Origin of the sequence: Sphingomonas faeni, assembly GCF_030817315.1 — a bacterium.
In the GTDB taxonomy this organism is placed as follows: Bacteria; Pseudomonadota; Alphaproteobacteria; order Sphingomonadales; family Sphingomonadaceae; genus Sphingomonas; species Sphingomonas faeni_C.
Genome location: NZ_JAUSZF010000001.1, coordinates 3,393,237 through 3,414,208, shown reverse-complemented (window position 1 = coordinate 3,414,208; position 20,972 = coordinate 3,393,237). Strand labels below are relative to the sequence as shown.

Below are 20,972 nucleotides of genomic sequence, written 5' to 3'. Positions count from 1 at the left end.
GGCCGAGCCCGACCGTCGCGAGGACATTCGACTATTCCAGATCGCCCTCGGAGATGACGATCAGGCTGGCGGACGGCCGGGACACGGTTGCCTCGACGCAGACATCCACGATCTCGTCGCTGAATCGCTCGAACAATTCCAACGCGTCGTTCTCCGGTTCGTCGCCGCTGAGCTCCTTCAGAACAGCGTACTTCACCGCGAAGTCGCGGTCGTCTCCGTCGACCTCCGCGGTGAACTCGACCTGACGCTCGCGATCATTGTCGATGAGGCTGTCCTGGTCGATCTTCAGGTTGCTTGCCATGTCGCAGAACTCCGTTGGGTAAGGTGGCGCCGTGGCCCCTGCGGATCGTCGGCACAAGCCATTCCGGGGTTCAACTTCCCGTTATCTGCACGACTAGGATACGCGCTGCGCCCCCGAGCGACCTTCCACCGGCGCCGAGCGATAACCAGGCTGCGGCCGCGATGAGAGGGTTCGCGCCGCCGCTTCGCATCTAACCAGTCTTGGCCTCAGCAGACGGGCCGAGCGTCAGGAATGATGCCACACCACTTGCCACCGCTATCACTGCGAACATCAGCACCGCGTGATGGAAGGTATCGAGAAGAGCGGTACCGACTTGAGGCATGACGGCCCCCACCAGCGCAGTAGCGATCAGTCCGCCGGTCCGCGCGATCGCACTGTTGAAGCCCGATGCCGTGCCGGTGTGCCGTGCATCGACGGAGGACAGCACGGCCGTGGTCAGCGGCGCGACGGCACCCGCCATCCCGAGGGCGATCACCGCCACCCCGGGGAAAACGCTCGCCCAGTATCCATCAGCCGGCTCGACGAGGACGAGCAAGGCGAAGCCGATGCCAGTAACGACCGGACCGATCGTCAGCGGAAGCCGAGGCCCCGCCTTCGCGGTAACGCGCCCCATGAGCCGGGACGCCACGCCTATGCCGACTGGCAGCGGAAGGAGAGCGAGTCCTGCCTGGAAGGGTGAATAGCCGACTGCTGATATGAGCATGAACGGCAGCAGGACGAGCACTCCGCCGAGTGCACCGTACAGTAGGAGGGTCGCGACGGTGAGCCCGACGAACGGCTTCGATGCGAGCATCGAGAGAGGCATCATGGCACGCTCACCTCGTCGCTGCTCGTGCAGCAGGAAGACCACCAGCAGAGCCGCGCCTGCGACTGCCGTGAGCAGCGTGACCGGCCCGGAGCCGTGTCCTGCCGACCACCTCGTCAGCGCCCATGTCAACGAGCCGAGGGCAGCCGTAGCCAGGACCGCCCCCAACCAGTCCAAGGCCTGCTTACCCTGACCGCTCTCCTTGACGAAGCGCAGAGCGAGCAGGACCGCGACTGCGGCAACCGGGACGTTTATCAGGAAGATGCCGCGCCAACCGACGGTCTCCACGAGCCACCCGCCGAGCGGCGGCCCGATTGCGCCGGCGATCGCGCCGACCGATGCCCAGGTTCCGATCGCGCGCCCTCTTTCTTCGCCGGAGAACGCGTCACCGAGCACCGCCAGGCTGTTCGGCATGAGCATGGCCCCCCCCGACGCCTTGCGCAGCGCGCGCCATCAGGAGGAGATCGATGGTCGGAGCGAACGCGCACGCCATGGATGCCGTGGCGAAGAGGACTGTTCCGATGACGAGCAGATTGCGCCGCCCGAAATGATCGCCAGCGGCACCGCCGAGAAGCAGGAGCGCAGACAACAGCAAGAGGTAGGCGTTCACCGTCCATTGCAGATACGACGAACCGGCTCCGAACGATCGGCCGATGGCGGCAAGCGCGACGTTCACGACCGAGCCGTCGATGAAGGCAAGGCTCGATGCCATGATCGTGGCGAGCAGCACCCAACGCGGGTTCGCAGTGGTCTCACCGACCCCTGCTGCGTGGGCGACGGCGGCTTCGCCCGGACATGAGAGGGCCGAAGTCATGTCACGTCACCGAGATGGGCCGTCAGGCAGGTAAGTAGGCCAGTACGGATCATGCAGCCACCTTCGGATTGGATCCGCCGTCACGAACGTTCATCGTGTCGACGACGACGGCCGCCACCAAGCGAGACCACCGGCGAGAACGAACGCGGAGCAATAGCTTCCGGTTCGCTGCAATGGAATTGGTGGCTGCTAAGGATCCCGTAAGCAATGCGGCCGATTGGTGGCGTCGGGGCTGCTCCATCAGCCGCTCGACTTCTCCGCCCGATGATCTTCTCCTCAGGGAACCTGTGGTCTAGCGTCCTGCAGCTGATTAACGGCACCTGCGAACTGCCGAAATGGACTCTCGTCACCGCGTCACTCGGCTTCTCTTCGTATAGCTACCAAGAAACCAGACCAACAAAGGGAAATCAACGCAGAAGCAAAACGAATTAAGGGCAGCTTCTTGCGAAGCCGCCCCTACAGTCTTCACGTCTGGTGATCAGAACTTGAAGTTCGCACCTGCACGGAACGTCCGTCCGATCAGGCCGGCATAGTGCCATGTGGTCAGATAGTTGGGCGAGCTGGCATAGGAAGCCGGGGCGATCGGCGCGCGTGCACCGAGTATGTTTCCGACGTTACCAAAGAACGAGAAGTCGTCATTCACCGCGACCGTCGCGTTCAGGTCGACGTTGATGAAGCTGTTGACGTAGCAGAACCGATCGACGGGCACACCGGCCTGCGACGACTTGTACAGGCTGTTGGCGCACGACGTGTCGAGGCTGCCCTGATCGGTGGCGACCGCCTTGATCTTGCCGACATAATAGGCGGTTGCGGTCAGCGAGAACTTGCCGGCGGCGAGCGTGTTCTGCCAGTTACCGCGCCAGTTCGGCGTGCCGTTGCCCGACGACAGATCATACGGCCCCATCGTACCCGCGAATTTTTGGACGCCCTGCGCCGTGTGGCGATCATATTGAATGATGTAGGTCGCCTCAACCCGGCTAGTGAAGCGAATGCCCTCACCTAGCGGGATACGCGCGGTCGCCGAGAAATCGAGGCCCGACGTCTTGTCGAAGTTCACGTTCACGAACGGTGCGTTGATGATCAGCAGGCGGGGTAGTGCGTTCGGGAATGCCGGATCAACGCCGTCGACCGTGTTGACCGAATAGCCCTGCCCAACTGCTGCCACCGCGGCGGTAGCGGCGGCCAGGTTCGACTGCCGGTAGTAGGCGACGATCGCGTCGCCCGCGAGCGGACCGTTGGCGATCAGGTTTGACTTCTTGACGTTGTAATAGTCGACCGTCGCGCTGAACCACGACGTGGGTTCGACGATGATGCCGCCGGTGAAACTACGCGATGTCTCTGGCTTCAGGTCGGGATTGCCGACGAAACCGCGACCAACCGAATAGTTGAGGTTGTACGGGTTGCCGCCCGTCACGCAGGTGTTGGTAGCCGTCGCAGAGCCGCCGTGGGCTGCGCAGAAATTTCCCGGAGGCTGCGTGTTGACGAAGCCGGCATATTGCGACCGCGGACCGGATTCGGCGAACGTCGGCGCGCGGAAGCCCTGCGAATAGGTCCCACGGACCGCAAACTGGCGGATCGGCGTGAACTTGAAGCCAACCTTGGGCGAGAAGCGGCCAAAGCCTTCCGAATAATGATCGTAGCGGCCCGACCCATTGATCTCGAGGATGTCGAGCACGGGCGCCTGGATCTCGAAATAGCCCGCCGAAACGGTGTGCTTGCCGAACGCCGACGAGGTCGTGAGGCCGTAGGTGTCGAGCAATTCGTTCTGGTTGTTGTTGACCAGCGATTCACGCCGCACCTGGCCGCCGACCGCGACCATCAGCGGGCCGCCGGGAAGGTCGAACAGCTTCTTGGTGATCGCCGCATCGAGCGAATACATTTCGGAATTCGACGGCGTGATCTTGTCTGGCGAGACGAAGTCGCGAACCGCCTGCGAATTCAGCGTCGGATTGACGAAGTTATACGCGCCTGTGTTGATCGCATTGAGCGTGTTGGCGATGTTCAGATAGCCACGCTGGACGATCTCCAGATTGTCGCGGGCGTAAACGCCGTCGACCTTCCAGGTCCAGTCGTCGCCGACCGTGCCGTGCAGACCGCCGGCGAAGCGGTACACTTCGTTGGTACGATCGCTGCCGGCGTCAATGTCGCCGAACGAATAGTAAATACGCGCTGCCCCGTTTGCCGGATTGTTGGCAAATGCCGTGGCGTACGGGTTGTTGGGGTTGAGTTGGCGACCGGGCGCACCGGGAGTCGCGCAATTGATGCCCGCCGTGCAGATATAGACCGGCAGAACGATACCCGGATTACTCGACGCCAGCGACGGGGCGCCGCCATAAGGCTGGGTGTTACGCAGAGCGCGCGGCGCGTTGTTGATGCTGACGTAGCTGTTCGAATAGCTGCCGGTCAGATAACCCTCGACATTGTCCGCCAGGCGCACGCTGATGCGCCCGTTGATCGAATATTTGCGCTGGAACGGGGCAAGCTGGAAATACTCGTCTTCCAGGTTGTGCTTGCAGCCGACGCCGTTGGCGACACCGGTCTGGGTGAAGGTGCCGCGTGCACAGTTGTCGAGATTCAGCGTCGTGTAGTTGGCGTTTGCGATCGCCGTACCGCCGCTCAACGGATTGTTGAGGTCCGTCTGCGTCGTGCGCACGACGACCGCGTTCGGCGTCGCGGTGGTCAGCGAGTTGTCGGCGCCGTTATTGTCGTTGCCGCCGATCGAGGTCAGATCGCGGTTGTTGTACGGGAAGCCACGGCTGTGGTTGCTGACGCGACCGTCCTGCTGGAATTCGCCGTTCAGATAGACGTTGAAGCCCTTGTCGGCATAATCGCCATAGCCGATCGTCAGGTTGGCGCGCTGGCGCTCCGCATCGCCGCGGCTGCTAGCACCCGCCTCGACCGTGCCGGCGATGCCGGTGAACTGCTTCTTGAGGATCAGGTTGACCACGCCGCCGATAGCGTCGGCGCCATAGGTCGACGATGCGCCGTCCTTCAGAACTTCGACGCGCTCGATCAGACTGAACGGGATCGAGTTGAGATCGACGTAGGAATTATGGCCATCGTCGTTGATCGGAAAATTGGCCGAGCGCAGGCCGTCGACCAGCACCAACGTCGACGAGACGCCGAGGCCTCGCAGCGATACCGCGACGCCGCCGGCGGAAAAGCCGCTCTGGAAGCCTACGCCGATCGAACCGCCGCTATCGGCCGAGACCGAGCGTATCGCCTCAGCGGCCGTCGTGATACCGGCCTTGGCCAGGCTGTCCGCAGTCAGCACCGTGACGGGCGAAGGCGTCTCGGTGTTGGTGCGGCGAAACAGCGAGCCGGTGACGACGATGTCCTGTGCTGGATCCGCAGCCTGCTCGGTCGATGCGTTGGCGGGCTCGGCCGGTACGGTTTGCGCCAAGGCCGGGTTGCTCAAGCTCAGCAGAATGGCCAGCGGCGCGGCGCCGGTGCACAGACGTGTAGCGTTGGCGCGGTTGATCGAGCGCATGAATCTATCCCCAAAATCATGATATCGCGGCCACCGGAGTGAGCAGCGATCGACGCCCCCCGGCGCCTGATGCATGCTTCAGTGTCGGATCATGACAACATTGTAAATCGCGACGGATCTGCCGCGAAAGTTTGTTGCGCAGTGTTACTGATCCGCAACAATGAGCCAAGCATCGCACGTGGAGGCTTGGCGGCTACCGCTCGTTCCGGAGCAACGATCAGTTCGCGTGTCGTGGTTCCGGACGGTGCACCCAGGATCTTGCGCCACGTCGCAGCGGCCCGTGCTCCGGTGAGCATCTTGCCTGCCGCGGCCTACGACTGGCACTGCGGCGCAGCCGTCGGATGAGGGAGTGCGTTTGCTTTCCTGCGTGTCCTGAGAACGACACCAGCTTACGCTCGTCCACGACCCGCCGATTTCCACGGCGGCCCTTCCATCGTGAGTGAACGCTGGGACAAACGATGTCACCGCAAAGGTTTGGCGACGTCATAGCTGGCGCGTTCATGCAGCGCCGCAACGTCGGGCGTGACGAGACAAGTGCGATAAAATTGCAACGTTGTTACACTCAGTTGAAAGCCAAGAAGTTTTCGATTGTTAAACTCGGTTCAATGTGGCCGATTACTACATGATGACGGCGCATCGAATGACACCGTCACGAGATTCGCCGGGCTGATCAAAAAGCGCTTCGATACGCCGAGCACAATCGACGATTGAGAACGGGAACAACTGGAGAAGATACCTGAGGCGCCTGGTTTCTTAAGCGGCTTTAGATGATCAGACACATGACTTCGACCGTCGCACTGGCGGTCGCGCTGCTTTCGGGATCTGCCGCTTTCGCGTCCGGACGCGACCCCACACAGGACGCCGCTGTGGCGTCCGCCCAAGACACTACGCCGCAGGCCGTGGCATCCGCCGAAACCGATCTGCCCAGCGACATCCTCGTGCTGGGTACTCGCCGTACCGACCGAACGCTCGCCAACTCTCCCTCGCCTGTCGACATCATCAGCTCCGCCGATCTGACCTCTCAGCCCGCTGCGAACATGATCGACGCGCTCAAGAACATCGTTCCGTCCTTTTATGCAGGGCAGAACTCGATTTCGGATGCGTCGACCTTCGTTCGTTCTCCATCGCTGCGCGGTTTGTCGGGTGACCAGGTCCTCGTGATGCTGAACGGCAAGCGCTACAATCGCTCGGCGCTGGTACAGGTGTACGGGGGGAGTGACACCGGTCTTGGCCGCGGCGCGCAAGACCCCGACATCTCGGCAATCCCATCGCTGGCGATCGGCAATCTGCAGGTGCTTCGCGAAGGTGCCACCGCGCAATACGGCTCCGACGCGATCGCCGGCGTGCTCAACTACGGCCTACGCGAGGATCAAGGGATCGAACTGGTCGGTCGCGCCGGCCAATATTATGCAGGCGACGGCGAGAGCTATCAGATCTCCGGCAATGACGGCCTCAAGGGCGACTGGGGCTTCATCAACGCAACCGGCGAGTATGTCGACGAAGGGCAGACCAGCCGGGGTCGTCAGCGGCCGTCAGCCGCAAACTTCGCGCAGAACTTTCCAGCGCTGGCGTCGCAGCTGCCCAACCACCCCCTCCCCGCGCAGATCTGGGGCAACTCGCCCTCGCACGGCTTCAAGTCGGTGCTGAACGCGGCGCTAAACGTGACGCCTGACAGCAAGCTCTACTTCTTCGGCAACTATGCCCAGAGCAAGGGCAACCAGAGCTTCAACTACCGTCCCTCGGTCAGCAGCACTGCAGTCGATACGAATGGTGTCGTCCGCAATCAGGGCGCCAACGGAGCGTTCAACAACACGTTCTTCCTGACGCCCTGCCCTACCGGCAACGCGACCTGTCCGTCGGGCGGCTTCGTACAAGACGGCAACACGTTCCGGTACAGCCAGCTCTATCCCGCGGGGGGCGGGGACGCTGCTGCCGTCCCCGCTTGCCCTTCGAACGGGGCGACCACCGGCATGGCCGCAGAACGCGTGTTGCTGCACCCCCAAACCCGCCGGCTGTCCCGCATCATAGGCAAAGCTATAGGTCGAGGTATTAGCATGATTGGTCGCGTCGCGGCGTCGTAGGATATGCCGGACCTTCCTTACTCATGACGCAGGTCCGCGATGATCCCAGGCCCTTTCCTCCTGTACCTCGGCCATTCGGTTGACGAGGTCGGTATCAAGACCTCGCGCGGACTTGCCACATTCCGGCGAGAGGATTGCGTCGGCGAGTGGCGCCACGACGACAGTCCGGTGACGCTCGGCATGCCACGCATGGGCGTTGCCGAAGCGAGCGCAGCGGATGCGCGGACTTTGGTGCTCGGCATTGCCAACGCGGGCGGCCAGTTGGAGGCGGCGCCGGCGGGGGATGCGCTGGTGGCCATCGCTGCGGGCATGAATGTCGCGTCCGGTCTGCACCAGCGGCTCCGCGACGTGCCCGAACTCGTGCGGACCGCAGCGGACGCAGGCGTCGCGCTCTTCGACGTGCGCGATCCTGCAGCCGACCTGCGGGTCGGTACCGGCAAGTTCCGAGCGGGCAACCGCCTGCTGACCGTCGGCACCGATTGCTCGGTCGGCAAGATGTGCGCGACGCCCGCCCTGCGCGATGCCATGCGCGCCCACGCCTGACCGCGGACTTACGTCGCGTTTTGGCCAGTCACTCTGGTGGGTGACTGGCCAAAACCCTATCGATTATCTGTTACTGCCTCGGTGCCTGGCACCCAGGCCTCTTATCGTCACTTCAGCGTCTGATGAAGCCAATCAAAAACCGTCTGTTGAAAGACCCTCATGGCGCCGCCATGTGGCAGTGTGCACCCGCGCCATCGGCATCTTCCATGATGACGTGCTGGTGAGGTTGCTGCATCTGCGCCGCGAGTTCGGCCGCCTGTCCCTTGTAGACAAAATCGCTCTCGCCCTCCAGAATTAGGGCCGGCGAAGTAATCCGGCGCATGTCATCCACAGTGAGCGTGAACTTTTCACTCATACGGATGTATTCCGGCTCCGTCTTCGTGCCGTAGACCCAAGGCCCGTTTTGGAGAGCCCAACGCGCGTAGGTATCGTTCTTCTTGATCCACTCGAGAACGGGAACGGCCTGATCGTCCAGTCCAGCCTTGATCCACTCCTTCAAGAACTCCGGCAGCGGGGGGAAGGTGGCGAAGAAGCTGACGCAGCCGTCGTCCAGCACGATGGCGGCGGGGCGATGATCGTGGGCGGCCGTACGGGCACAAAGGTAGCCGCCCATGCTGTAACCCAGCAAAACCATCTTATCGTTGTCGACCTCCGAACGGCTTTCGGCATAGTCCATGACAGGACCCAGAACCGCCTCCCAATCGTGCCGGAACGGGATGTTCTTCTCGCGGATCATACGGCCCGTGCCGGGACCATCGTAGAGGATGACGTTGTAGCCGCGTCGCAGCGCCGCCGAGCCGATGAGATAGAAGCCTTCCTCGGTCGTAGAATCAAAGCCGTTCGTATAGATGATGGTTGGGCGGGGGGTACCGCTGTCGTCGACCAGGAACAGGTACCCGGGCATCACATCGTCACCATACGGGATCTCGATCTCCTCGAAGGGGCCATCCATCAGCTTGCCGGCCTGCACGAATGCATCGCGCGAGGCACCGAACAGCTCAAGAACGTGAGGATCGTTTCGAGGATCTTTGCGGCGGTAGAATTCCGCACTGCGATAGTAGGAGGCAGCCCGAAGAAAAGATTCGCGCGCGCTCACCTTGTCACCTTGCTCTAGGGAATAGGTCGCGCGCTGGTGGACACGATCGGCGGTCGCCTTCCATTCGCGCATCCAAGCTTCTTCATCGCCCTCAGGAATACGGGCGGCTGTGATCGAAATCTCGCTGATGTCGGCGCCGTTCTCGACCGCAAAGCCAGCGGCACGGAGCGCTTCGAACTTGAAAGAAGTGTCTTTGAAAAGAAAGTCCATTTCATTATCTCCTTGGAAGACGGGGGCGAGGCGCAGGTGGTGCGACCGCCAGCAGGGCTGAGCTGAACCAACGCTCAACGCCGGTCGGACGCGGCCTCGGCAGGGCGTCGGACGGGGCCGGCGCGGAAGCGAGCGAGGCGGACGACGCGGTGTCCACGAATTGGGTCTTGGGGTTCAACAATCATCCCTCCTTCCTCAGCGCCACCCGGCCACTCGAAATCTGGTCGGTCAGCGTCTCGGAGCCCATTAACTGGCGCTTTGCCAAGCAGATCATAACCTATCCGAAGGTATTAACGGGATTTAGTGGTGCGCAAACCACAAGATTTGCGCGAATAATACAAATTGTCGTGGGCGAACATTATGTAAGTGATGATTTTGCTACTGCGTGTGCGAGTGTTTCGTTCGCGGAACGATAGTTTTTTATTCGGCCGCTTGTGTATTTCTTTCATCCAGCCGCTTTCAATTCCGTCCGTTAGGCGCGGTAGCCCTACCTAGGGGCAGGACTCATTGGTCATAGTCGGAAGATGACGGCGGCCACGAGGGCGATGGTGGAGAAGAAGACGGTGCGCATCGGTCGTAGCGAGTGGCGACGCGGCACCGGTCCTTCAACTGGCCAAACATGATCTCGATGCGGCTGCGGCGCCGGTAGCGCGCCTGCCGTACCTGACTGGCTCGTTGCGCGATCTCCGACCTGGGGATCTGAGATCCGGGATGCAGGGCTGTCTGCCCTTGGCTCCCAACGCATCCCTGAACCAGTCGGCGTCATAGCCGCGGTCGCCAAGAAGCCTGCGCCTTCGGCAGGCGTCAGGCGGGGCTGCCCCGCCGATGTAGCGGCCGACCTGCCCGGCGGTCATGAAGAAGCTCAAGGGCAGCCCTTCCGCATCGCTGACAGCGTCAACTTGGTGATCATGCCGCCTTTTGGTGCGGTCGATTAGGCGGCCAAGGCCCCCTTTGTGGATGGCTCATCCCTCAATTGAATCGTTGTTATCCCACGACGGTAGGTCGTTCGAGAAAGGAACGAAGGTCATGGACGTATCGGTTCATGCCGAGCGCTGCGCGCGTGCCGGCAGGCTCTCGAGTCGCAGGCCGACGGACAACAGGGCAAATCGACGGGCGACTAACCCAAACGTATGATTTTCAGCTCGGCGAAGAAGCATCAAGCAGCTTTCTTCAACGGAGGACCAGGCAGGCCATGCTCACATCGACTTCGACGCCGCGAACGGGATTGATCACGGTCATTTCCGATACGATCTGCCCTTGGTGTTTCGTAGGTAAGCGTCGGTTGGACACTGCGCTATCGGTGCTGAAGCGTGAAGGACTCGAATTCGAAGTGGAATGGCGTCCATTCCAGCTGAATCCTGACATGCCGGACGAAGGTTCCGATCGGAGGATATATCGCGCTGCCAAGTTCGGAACGGCCAAGAGCGACTCGTTGGACGCCCAGATGGTGGAGATCGGCGCACGAAGCGGCATCGCGTTCCGGTACGACCTGATCGAACGGACCCCGAACACGCTTGCATCGCACGTCATGATCGCGGACGCACGCCGCGCCGGGGGATTGATGTTGCAGAATGCCGCCGTCGAGGCCCTGTTCACCGCCTATTTCGTCGAAGGTCGGGATGTGGGCCACCCCCATGTGCTGTGTGACATCGCTCTTCAGGTGGGTTTCGATTTCGGGGCGTCCGTCAGCGCCGAGCTTTGGGAACTGACCCAGCAGGAGGACAACGAAGCGCGACAGTCAGGCGTCAGCGGCGTTCCGACGTTCCTTCTCGACGGACATTACCTGTTCAGCGGGGCTCAGCCCGCGGAGGAAATGGTCCGGACGCTTCGTTCCGCCTTTGAAAAGACAGCCGACACAGAGCAGGCCGCATGGTCGGGGAGCCAGCAGTGATCCGGGTCGCAGTAGCGGGAGGATCGGTCGCCGGACTGGGTGCGGGCGTGGCGCTTCACCGGGCGGGCGTGGACGTGCACGTGTTCGAACGCGATGCCGGACCGCTGCGCTCGACCGGAGCCGGCCTCGTAGTCCAACCCGAACTCCTCGCGCTCCTGCAAGGCGATGGCGCGGTCCTGCCCATGACGCATTGCTCGGGGCGGCGCTACTTGGGTTTCGACGGGGCCGTAGGGGCCCTGCAGCGCATGCCGCAGCAGTTCACCTCTTGGGATGCCGTACATGGCACCCTGCTCTCGAGCTTTCCCGGGAACCGGTATCACCGTGGCGCGCCGGTCGATGGACTGCTCGATCCCGCAAGGTTGGATCGAGGGGTGACCATCGAAGGCTCCGGTCCGTTCCACGCCGACCTCCTTATCGCCGCGGACGGCGCGCAGTCTCCCACGAGACGCGAACTCTTCCCCGAACTGGAGGCTGATTACGCGGGCTATGTCGCCTGGCGCGGGACCGTTCTGGAGCGCGACATGTCCCCGGACCTGGTTGCAGCCTTCGACGACGTCTTTACCTTCAGCGAATCCCGGTCCGGCGGCCATGCTCTGGCCTATTTCATTCCAGGGGACGAGATGTCGACGCAGGCTGGGCAACGTCGCCTCAACTGGGTCTGGTACGTCGGAGCGACAGTCAAGGAACGTGACGAACTCCTCGTCACCCGCGACGGCAACCAACGCCGCTCCTCACTCAGGCGGGGCATGGCCAGGGACGACGCCGTGGCTGAACTCCGTCGGAGCGCGTTTCAAGAACTCCATCCTCTGTTCGCCCGCCTCGTCGCGGCTGCACCCGATCCGTTCCTTCAGACGATCGTCGATCTCGGAGTCCCGAGAACAGTCGTTGGTCGGACGGTGCTGATCGGTGACGCTGCCTTCGTCGTCCGTCCGCACACCGCTGGTGGAGCGGCGAAGGCCGCTCGCGACGCGCTTACCATTGCCGAGGCGTTGCGGAACGCAGGTGCGGACATCGATCGTGCACTTGAATCCTTCGAGCGTCAGCAGATGGCCTACGGCCGGGAACTGCTCCGCTATGGCATTCAGCTAGGTCGCCAGTGGGCTCGACTGTAGCCGACGATCGGGGCGCGGGATCGGATACCTGCCTCGCGGAAGACGCGGAACAGTCCCCCGGCTCTGCTCCGCATCCGCTTGCCAAGAGGTACGTCAGTTGTGCCGGTCCTGCCCGGAGGAACCGACGGTTGTCCGCCCGCTTCGTAAAACGCGCACGGGGTACCGCTGCTCGGCGTACTTGGCACTGCGGTTTGCCAGGCGTGCACCCGGCGGTCCATCAGGTCGGACCACGGGCCGCGGGTATCATACCTGCTGGAGAAGCTGCTGCGGGCGAGACGCTCTGCACACGTAGAGAGATCCCGGGAAGCATGTCATCAAGAACAGCCAGCATGCCTTCCGAACGGAGTGCACGATGACATCGACCACGAAAACGTCCCTTCGAAGCGAAGGTGACCACAGGAGGAAACGCGTTGAACATTGATCTGACCGGCAAGACCGCCATCGTAACCGGCTCCACCGAAGGCATCGGCTTCGCCATCGCGACGGGATTGGCGAACGCTGGCGCCACCGTCGTCGTCAACGGGCGAGCCTCGGCCAAGGTCGATGCCGCGGTGGAACGCATCGGCGGATCCGCGCGGGGCGTTGCAGCCGATCTAGGCACGATCGAAGGTCACGATGCACTTGTCGCGGCGGAGCCGGAAGCGGACATCGTCGTCAGCAACCTCGGCATCTTCCAGCCCGCCGACTTCTTCGATACCGACGACGCGGTGTGGGAACGGCACTGGCAGATCAATGTGATGCCGGGCGTTCGGTTGGCCCGCGCCTATCTGCCGGGGATGGAAGCCAAAGGTTGGGGCCGTTTCCTTCTTCTCGCTTCGGAATCGGCCTTCAACATACCTGTGGAAATGATCCACTACGGCGTGACCAAGACCGCAGACGTCGCGCTCGCGCGCGGTCTTGCAAAGCGGATGGCCGGGACCGGGGTGACTGTGAATTCGGTCCTGCCGGGTCCGACCCTGTCAGAGGGGGTTGCAGCGATGCTGGAAGGCGAGCGGGCGAGCAGCGGTCGTCCCATCGAAGACGTTGCTGCGGACTTCGTCACGTCTCATCGATCGAGCTCGATCATACGGCGAGCCGCAACCGTGGAGGAGGTGGCGAACATGGTCGTCTATCTCGCATCTCCCCACGCTTCCGCGACGACTGGTGCGTCGGTCCGCGTCGATGGCGGCGTTATCGAGACGCTTTAGGTCTGCACTACGCCCTCATTCTACCGCGTTCGGTAGGTCAGGCGGTCCCGCGGAAAACCAGAGGTTTTCCGCGGGACCGCCCCGTTACGCCATCGACATTCGTTCATTTTAGGCGACTGCAATCGGGAACAAGTTTCGAGAAAGTTGCATTAGCAGCCACGTGCCACCGTGTAGACGCGCACGCTATGTGGCGGCATCCTGACCGCGCGATTTGTCGTCAGTCGGCGCGACCCGGCCGCCAGCGGGAAAATAGCGGTAGAAGGTCGAAGCGGACACGCCGATCGCCTGCCACCTCCTGCGGCCGATCCGCCGGCAGCGAGCAATTTGACCGCCATGTCCCGCTTGCGAGGCGTCAGGACGGACTTACGCCCACCACCTCCGCCGGTCTTTCGGCGCGCCGCCAGTCTCACAACTCCATCTAAATTACAGTTCGTGAGAAAGCTATATTGGGAACGGGTTTTGAGAAAACGACGACGAAGGTTTTCCGGCGTTTCCGGAAAGAGGCCCTCGCAGCCTCCCTTGCTCACCAGACCTTCCTTTTCGAGAACCCCGCGCCGCTCCGCAACGTGCCATTTATCGCTGACAGAACCGTGGCAATTAGCGCTGATATCTAAGGCTGAGCTACCCTCCGGTTCTGCAGCCGAGATATATTATCGTTCAGACCGGTGGAGTCGATAACCGTCGTCGGGCACTTTTTTCCTTTCGCTGCTCCAAGCGGGTATCTCTATAATTGCGGCTTTGCGCAGATCGCCTGCCATACGCCCCAATACTGATTTACTGATAACGTGTTCTGATAGAACTCGAGGCCAGACGTTCTCCCACAGCATGCCAGTCTCGCTCGCGGATAGCATGTTAATCATCATGCTACGCGCCGCGTTACGTTCACGTTCCAACGCCGTCTCTAAACGGAGATCCCGCGTAGGCTGAGGCGGCCCGAACAAAGAGCCTTGGGGGCTCGCATTTTCCATCTGAAGTTGCATGCGACCCGCAACCGCAGCCTGTTCCTCCAGGGACTTGATCTGGCAGTCACGAAACACTTCCATACCGGCAGGTTTACGTGTCCCGTAAACAAGATAGTAAAACGTCCGATTTTTACCTGGATACTGAATTTCCACGTCGGCGACATAGCGGAATCCTGCGACGTTCTTCACTGCTTGTTTGAACCATCGAAGAAAGGCCTGTTTCCGTTGCTCTGGCGTTGTGGAAGGATCTTCTTCCAGACGGTCCAGCTCGTTGCGCCAGTCTACGCCTACGAACAGGCGGTCAAACGTCGCCTGAAGCTGTGGAAGGTTCGTGAACCGGTTGGCAAAATCGAACATGAAATTGAAGACGACTTCACTGCGATCGCGCGCCAGCAATGGCCTAAGTTTTGCCATATCCAGCGCGAACCCCTTCGGATCGACTAGCACGAAACTGAAAGCACCCGCGGGAATAGCGTTCTTAATGTCGACAACGACGTCGAGAAATTTGTCATTGTAGGGTGTAACGTGAACAGCGGGATAGTGCGGCCCAATCGATCGCAACTGATCAAACGCAACCGCATCCAGTTCGACCAAATGAGCAGACATTTCAATGTGGCGTGCTCGAACCGGCATGTCCCGCCAGGATTCTTGAGCGTCGGTGAGAGCCTTTAATGCAATACCGAACGACGTGTCGGCGTAGTTTTCTGTACCGCTCATCCACGGACCCGAAAAGCCATCTACGTAGACGACCTTATCCGCGAAACTTCCAATCTTATGAACGAGGCGGCCGAGATACTGACGAAGAAAATGGTGCTTAATGTAGGCCTGTTCACGCCCAAGGTATTCTGGCGGAACTACTGGCGCAACAGTTAGCGTCACGCAGCAACCAATTTCGGCATCTCGTTCCACTCACGACCATCAAGCGATCGTCCGTTGGACTTCGGTCTAAATCCGCCCCACTGCTTGAAGAAGAATGCGACGTTCTGCTCACCGCATTGACGTCTTATGTCGCGGACCCATTCTGCAGCCATGGGTCTCGCACCTGGTCCGCTCTCACCGCCAACAATGACCCAGTGGATGCCCGCTAGGTCGATGGTACCAACCGAGCCAATCAACGGTTCGATCGATAAGAATCGGACGCCGGCAGGCGCTGCCCGGAGATGATCGATACGAGACTTAGCCTGCGCTTCCTCAACAGACACTCCGAACCAAATGTGCTTCGGAGCGCCACTTCGGGAGTAACGCTCCGCTAGATAGTCGCGCATTAGCGAGCTACGTTTAGTTAAGACCTGAAAGACGTGCCAGTTCGCGCTCTCCATTGTATCGAACACCTGATCGATAAATTGCCGCGGAACCTGCTTATGAAACAGGTCGCTCATCGAGTTGACGAATATCATTCTCGAGCGGCGCCACGAAAGCGGCTGAGAGATACGCTCAGGTCGCAAGGTCAGGTCGAAACCGTTTTCGAATGGGTGGCCTGGTACCCCCCGAAACCTTTCCGAAAAGCGCAAGGCATAGCAGTTGTCGCATCCCGCGGTGATGCGAGTGCAGCCCGTTACCGGGTTCCACGTTGCATCCGTCCATTCGATGGCGCTGCCGTCCGCCATATTCACTCCCTAAGAACAGAAGTCGAACAGTGTCACAGGTCTCTCTAGAGAGCAACGAAACGCTGCAGCGAAGATGACCGAGCCGGCCCCGGAGGGCTGGTTTTCCTTCGCACCCGGCTACGAGGGCGATGCCGACGAAGGCCGCACGCCGGGCGGCGGTTCCGGCAATGGCGATGGCGAACTGGCCGGGAAGATCGCCGCCACTCAGGGCAGGCGCGATCGTCACAAGGAGATGCTCGCCGAACTGGATCGCACCGGCGCCGACCAGATCTCGCTGACCGATCCGGACGCCCGCGCGATGGCGCGCATGACCAAAGTGGGGGTCGGCTACAACATCCAGCTCGCCGTCGACGTGAAGCACAAGCTGATCGCCGAGCAGGCGGTGAGCAACCAGGTCCTCGACCTCGGCCTGCTCGCGCAAACCGCGACAGCGGCAATGGAAGCCCTTGGCGTCGAGCGGATCGAGGCCGTCGCCGACCGGGGCTACTTTAAGATCGAGGATATCGAGGCCTGCGAGGCGGCCGGGGTTACGGCTTATGTGCCAAAGCCAATCCGCGGTCCCGCCGTGCGCGAGGGCTTCTTCGGCAAGGACGTGTTCCGCTACGAGCCTGACCGGGACGTCTTTGTTTGCCCAGCCGGGGCAGCGCTCTTGCCGCGCTACAGGGGCAAGTCACGCGACAATGTGAAGGTCGACTATGCCAACCGCGATGCCTGCAAGGCGTGCGCGCTGAGATCGCGCTGTACTCGGTCATTCCGCCGCGTCTCGCGTCTGGAGAACGAGGCCGTTCTCGACCGCATGGCGGCGCGGTTGGCGGCCAGGCCCGAGATGCTGGACCACCGGCGAAACAGCGTCGAGCACCCCTTCGGCACCATCAAACAGTGGATGGGTCAGGGAGCGTTCCTGATGCGCCGGTTCGAGAACGTTCGCGGCGAGTTCAGCCTGACCGCGCTCGCCTATAATATCAGACGGGCCATCACTCTGGTCGGTGTCCCGGGCCTGATCGCCGCAGTAAGAGCGTGAAACCGGCCTTCTCGCGCCTCGAACGCAAGACCTGACCTCCAACAGCCGTCTCTCGCCGCCTCAAGGCCCTCAACGCCACCTTCGGGCTTATTTGGTTCTCGAACCGCTCGAGATCGTAAATCGCTGACACCGACCGCGCTGTTCACGACTTTCCACACAGTCTCTTTGATTTATGCATCATCGTATGTCTGGATGGGAGAAAGTGGTCGTTCAGCCCTTACCGAGAACGATGTCGGCAATTTGCCCGCTGACGCCCTTTAAGCGACCGTCCCACGATAGGGTTGTGCGTCCGAACGGCGTCACGATGCTCATGACGTGGCCCGCGGCGCCAACGCCGTTGGGGTCGCTCGTTCGCGTTTTTCCGCTGTAAAGTCGAGGATTGGCGATTAGCCGATCAAGAGTTTTCGATTCCATGGCAGTCAAAGGCCGTTCCTGATTTGACTCTATATGTCGCTCGATCTGAAGAAGCCCCCCCGGCCCAATTTCACTTACTCGGCTCCATTGCCACTTGCCCGTCTCATCCTTCCAGACAACCGTACTAGCTTCGGCATGGACGTGATGGACCGCAACACTGTCAACGAAGATGGTGGTTCCGCCGATGTGCTTTGGAGCGTTGTAACGATCCCTCAGTGCGAGACTACGAGCGATCTCGGGTGATGTCGGAACAGAAAAATCAGCGTTGATTGGCGTATTGCGTCCAGCGCAAGCTGCCAAAGCAATGGTGAAAACAAGGGTGTGCCATAGCTTCATCCCCCTTTGTCGCACACCATCGTGTCGTCCGCTATTGGGCGTCTTGACGTTGCAAAAGGGACCCCTTTTGCGACGGGGCCCGGGTTAACTTCGATTCTCGAAATAGGATCCTCGGTGAGAATGGCGGGGCTGGTCACGACGACAATCAGCGCGATCGGAAGGCCGCCACATACCGTGCGCGTTTACAGCCATCGAGCCGCGGTGCTGATGTCCCTCTAGCCGTTTATTTACGGGATTAAAGGTCGAGGATGGTAAGTTCTGCCGGTAGGCGATGCCGTCTGCTGCTGCCGTCAGGGTACTCCGTTTGCTGCTATCAAAGGACTAGGACAAACTATCCGGAATAGCGCGCAACGCGATCGCCGTTCGAAGGCGACTATGAAGGTGCGCACCTACCAACGGCTGCTCTCCGTCATCCGCGACGGCCTAAGCCTCACCGATGATCGCAATCAGACGTTCGAGGTGCTGACCGGTTGTTTCGCCGTCCATCATTGCTTCAAAGCCTCGATCATTTTGGCATAGCCGGCAGCACGAGCAAGATGCGCAATGTGAGCTGAAACATTGCTACTGGATTCGGCCTGTTCGCGCGCGCGCGCTTCGTTACGAACAAGAGTGCTAAGGTCGCTCGAGTTGGACACGTTTATGCTCCTATCAAGCGGGAGCGCTCCAGCGTCTCTCAGTCGCCGCCATGCCACACTGACGAGCGTCACCAGCGCAACCTGGAACCAAGACGATTATCCGCGCGAAGGTGATCCGCACGATCGCTTGATGGTCACGTCAACGCTGCGCCAGCCGATGGTGGAGCTTGCCGGGGCCACCAGCGCCGTGCCGTTCGTGGCGAGCAACGATATCTCAGCCTACAGCGTCCTAGATACCGGTACGGGCACGATTAGTAGCTATGCGTTTGACACGCGATGGCACCGCGGCGTTTGGATTGCATGCCGTCTCATAACCGCGTCGATGACGGTTGCGGCAATGCCTGCCCGCGCGGAACCGGCCCATGCCTGTGCAGTGTCGGGGCATTCCGTCGATGAAGCCGGCTTGGTTCGGATCGGCGGGATCCTGCAATAGGTTACGGCTGAGGGACGGAATTGCAGTAATCCGGTCGTCCTGATCGCTCATGGCGGTCCCGGCAATCCGAATACCCCCTTCGCACGCAATCTGTTCGGTTCGTGGACGAAGAACTTCACCGTCATCCAGTGGGACCAGCGGGGTTCGGGCAAGACCTATGCGGCCAGCAAGCCGGGAGAGGACGAAGCCCTCACCCTGGAAGGCCTGACGCGCGATGGTATCGAGGTGGCCCGCTACGCCGCTGCCCGCTTCGGCAAGCGCCGGGTCATTAGGACGGTGTCGCAAAAACACCGTCCTACTCGATGACGACCCCGCTCAATCTGGATGTTCGAGCGTCAAGAGATGGAACGCAGGTGGAGCGGCTCGAGCGTCGAGAACGAAGTCCACTCGACATACGAGTGGACTTCGTTTCCTGATCCTGAGCCCCGGTCAGGCGCTTTGCAGCCCCGGCTTGCCGCGCTCGGTAACGAAGCTGGCGTGGGTCGAGAGCGTGCCGTTCCGCGTTGCGATCGTGTCCAGGACCTTCAGGTCGCCGCGCCATAGATCGCGTCCGACGTCGCATAAGACATAGCCACGCCGGTCAGTCAGAGCCTTGAGGTGCGAATTTTCCGCGCGGGACGAACGGGTGTAGTCGTCGTTCTCGCCTACTCCGTCCGCCCCTGAGCTGATCGAAGTCGCGAGATATTCACTGCTGATGATCTTGCCGTTGCCGTGATCCTGGATCAGGTCGCCGGCATAATGACGGTGCGCGTCGCCACTGACGGTCATGACGTTGCCCGGGCAATGCGCGTCGATGTGTGCGAGCAGGCGGCGGCGGCTGTTCATATAGCCCGACCATTGATCCATCGAGACCAGCTGCTCGGGCTGCCCCGCCTTGTGATAGCCGAGGTTCATCAGGCAGACCTGTTGCGCGATCAGGTTCCAGCGTGCCTTGGAGCGATCGAGCCCCTTGAACAGCCATGCCTCCTGCGGTGCGCCGGTGATCGACCGTTCGGTCGCGAACGCGTCCGGTCCCTGCGGCGCATCACGATCGCCGTACACCTGATCGGAGCGATATTGCCGCGTATCGAGGAAGAATGCATCCATCAGGTCGCCGAAGCGCGCGCCGCGATACATCTGCATGTGCGATCCGTCGGGCATCGATGACCGGCGCAGCGGCATGTGCTCGTAATAAGCCTGCATCGCCATCGCGCGGCGTGTGAGGAACACCTCCGGCGCGGTGTTGTCCTGATCGATGTCGCCGGCCCAGTTGTTGTCGATCTCGTGGTCGTCGAAGCTGACGAACCACGGCGCGGCGGCGTGCGCGGCCTGCAGATCGGGGTCGCTCTTATATTGCGCATAGCGCTGGCGGTAATCGCCGATCGAATAGATCTCGTGGCCGAGATGGCGGCGGATCAGCGGCTTTTTGGCATTGCGCGGTTGCTCGCCGCGATCGGGACCCTCGTAGATGTAATCGCCGTAGTGGAACACGAAGTCGATCGGCTCGGCGGCGATGTGTCGCCACGCGGTGTAATAGCCTTCCTCGTAATGCTGGCACCCGGCGACCGCGAAGCGCACGCGGTCGAGCGGTGCGCCGGGCGGGGGCAGGGTCGCGCCGCGCCCGGCGGCGCTGCGCTCGCCGCCGCAGGTGAAGCGGTACCAATAGGGTCGCGCGGGGGCGAGCCCGGCGACTTCGACATGCACCGAATGGGCCAGCTCAGGGTGCGCGATCGTCTCGCCGCGCTGGAGCACCTGGCGGAATTCGGGATCCGCGGCGATCTCCCAGGCAACGAGCACGGGCGCCATCATCATGCCGCCATCGGGCTGGAGCGGTAGGGGCGCGAGCCGCGTCCAGATGACGAAGCCATTGGCATCCGGATCGCCGGCCGCCACGCCCAGCGTGAACGGCGGGGTGGGGAAGCGCGGGTTGTCGATCAGGTTGCGCGGGCGCACCTCGGCGGCGGAGGCTCGCCACGGCAGGATGCCCGCTGCGGTCAGGCTTCCCAAAGCGGACAGGAGATAGCGGCGGTCGACTTCGTACATGGTCGTAACTCC

General features: G+C 61.6%; 16 protein-coding genes and 2 pseudogenes. 8 read left to right on the top strand and 10 right to left on the bottom strand.

Features of this window, described 5'->3' with window-relative positions; genetic code table 11:
* Window positions 1-31: 31 nt before the first annotated feature.
* The 4 genes from QFZ54_RS15825 to QFZ54_RS15810 form a co-directional block, all read right to left on the bottom strand.
* On the bottom strand, window positions 32-301 hold the full coding sequence (locus QFZ54_RS15825) for a DUF1488 family protein (RefSeq protein ID WP_307088666.1): 270 nt from the start codon (window positions 299-301) through the stop codon (window positions 32-34).
* 190 nt (window positions 302-491) lie between these two features.
* Entirely contained in the window at window positions 492-1,520 is a 1,029-nt protein-coding gene (locus QFZ54_RS15820) for an MFS transporter (protein ID WP_307088665.1), read from the bottom strand.
* The gene (locus tag QFZ54_RS15815; RefSeq protein WP_307088664.1) at window positions 1,492-1,920 is read right to left on the bottom strand and encodes an MFS transporter; all 429 of its coding nucleotides are present in this window, start codon (window positions 1,918-1,920) and stop codon (window positions 1,492-1,494) included. The genes QFZ54_RS15820 and QFZ54_RS15815 overlap by 29 nt, the downstream gene beginning before the upstream one ends.
* Before the next feature lie 478 nt (window positions 1,921-2,398).
* Complete coding sequence (locus QFZ54_RS15810) at window positions 2,399-5,410, bottom strand: TonB-dependent receptor domain-containing protein (protein ID WP_307088662.1); 3,012 nt, start codon at window positions 5,408-5,410, stop codon at window positions 2,399-2,401.
* 779 nt (window positions 5,411-6,189) lie between these two features.
* On the opposite strand from QFZ54_RS15810, the gene QFZ54_RS15805 reads away from it, so the two are divergent.
* Window positions 6,190-7,491: a TonB-dependent receptor plug domain-containing protein gene (locus tag QFZ54_RS15805; protein WP_307088659.1), complete on the top strand. Its 1,302-nt coding sequence runs from the start codon at window positions 6,190-6,192 to the stop codon at window positions 7,489-7,491.
* Between the two features lie 39 nt (window positions 7,492-7,530).
* Window positions 7,531-8,034: a DUF1611 domain-containing protein gene (locus QFZ54_RS15800; protein ID WP_307088658.1), complete on the top strand. Its 504-nt coding sequence runs from the start codon at window positions 7,531-7,533 to the stop codon at window positions 8,032-8,034.
* Window positions 8,035-8,191: 157 nt separating this feature from the next.
* Here QFZ54_RS15800 and QFZ54_RS15795 read toward each other — a convergent pair whose 3' ends face one another.
* Both QFZ54_RS15795 and QFZ54_RS15790 read right to left on the bottom strand, forming a co-directional pair.
* Window positions 8,192-9,340: an alpha/beta hydrolase family protein gene (locus tag QFZ54_RS15795; RefSeq protein ID WP_307088656.1), complete on the bottom strand. Its 1,149-nt coding sequence runs from the start codon at window positions 9,338-9,340 to the stop codon at window positions 8,192-8,194.
* A gap of 511 nt (window positions 9,341-9,851) precedes the next feature.
* Window positions 9,852-10,299: pseudogene (locus tag QFZ54_RS15790) on the bottom strand (transposase); the annotation flags it as partial.
* A 233-nt stretch (window positions 10,300-10,532) separates the two neighbouring features.
* Here QFZ54_RS15790 and QFZ54_RS15785 point away from each other — a divergent pair.
* The 3 genes from QFZ54_RS15785 (at window position 10,533) to QFZ54_RS15775 (ending at window position 13,530) form a co-directional block, all read left to right on the top strand.
* Window positions 10,533-11,231, top strand: coding sequence for a DsbA family oxidoreductase (locus QFZ54_RS15785; protein ID WP_307088655.1), 699 nt, complete (start codon window positions 10,533-10,535; stop codon window positions 11,229-11,231).
* On the top strand, window positions 11,210-12,343 hold the full coding sequence (locus tag QFZ54_RS15780; protein WP_307088653.1) for an FAD binding domain-containing protein: 1,134 nt from the start codon (window positions 11,210-11,212) through the stop codon (window positions 12,341-12,343). The genes QFZ54_RS15785 and QFZ54_RS15780 overlap by 22 nt, the downstream gene beginning before the upstream one ends.
* 410 nt (window positions 12,344-12,753) lie before the next feature.
* Window positions 12,754-13,530, top strand: coding sequence for an SDR family NAD(P)-dependent oxidoreductase (locus QFZ54_RS15775; protein WP_307088652.1), 777 nt, complete (start codon window positions 12,754-12,756; stop codon window positions 13,528-13,530).
* A gap of 650 nt (window positions 13,531-14,180) precedes the next feature.
* Here the strand turns inward: QFZ54_RS15775 and tcmP are convergent.
* Together tcmP and QFZ54_RS15765 are read right to left on the bottom strand one after the other, a co-directional pair.
* A complete protein-coding gene (gene tcmP / locus QFZ54_RS15770) occupies window positions 14,181-15,371 on the bottom strand; it encodes a three-Cys-motif partner protein TcmP (RefSeq protein ID WP_307088650.1) in 1,191 nt (396 codons plus the stop codon).
* Window positions 15,368-16,099: a DUF5131 family protein gene (locus QFZ54_RS15765; RefSeq protein ID WP_307088649.1), complete on the bottom strand. Its 732-nt coding sequence runs from the start codon at window positions 16,097-16,099 to the stop codon at window positions 15,368-15,370. The genes tcmP and QFZ54_RS15765 overlap by 4 nt, the downstream gene beginning before the upstream one ends.
* Before the next feature lie 121 nt (window positions 16,100-16,220).
* Between QFZ54_RS15765 and QFZ54_RS15760 the strand changes: the two are divergent.
* Window positions 16,221-17,120 (top strand): annotated as a pseudogene (locus QFZ54_RS15760) (transposase); the annotation flags it as partial.
* A gap of 210 nt (window positions 17,121-17,330) precedes the next feature.
* On the opposite strand, the gene QFZ54_RS15755 reads toward QFZ54_RS15760, so the two are convergent.
* Window positions 17,331-17,870, bottom strand: a complete 540-nt coding sequence (locus QFZ54_RS15755) for a hypothetical protein (protein WP_307088645.1) — start codon at window positions 17,868-17,870, stop codon at window positions 17,331-17,333.
* 375 nt (window positions 17,871-18,245) lie between these two features.
* Between QFZ54_RS15755 and QFZ54_RS15750 the strand changes: the two genes are divergently transcribed.
* Window positions 18,246-18,389 (top strand): hypothetical protein, encoded by a 144-nt coding sequence (locus QFZ54_RS15750; RefSeq protein WP_307088643.1) that lies wholly within the window; start codon window positions 18,246-18,248, stop codon window positions 18,387-18,389.
* A gap of 108 nt (window positions 18,390-18,497) precedes the next feature.
* The gene (locus QFZ54_RS15745; protein ID WP_307088641.1) at window positions 18,498-18,938 is read left to right on the top strand and encodes a hypothetical protein; all 441 of its coding nucleotides are present in this window, start codon (window positions 18,498-18,500) and stop codon (window positions 18,936-18,938) included.
* 429 nt (window positions 18,939-19,367) lie between these two features.
* On the opposite strand, the gene QFZ54_RS15740 is transcribed toward QFZ54_RS15745, so the two are convergent.
* Entirely contained in the window at window positions 19,368-20,960 is a 1,593-nt protein-coding gene (locus QFZ54_RS15740) for an alkaline phosphatase D family protein (RefSeq protein WP_307088639.1), read from the bottom strand.
* Window positions 20,961-20,972: the final 12 nt, after the last annotated feature.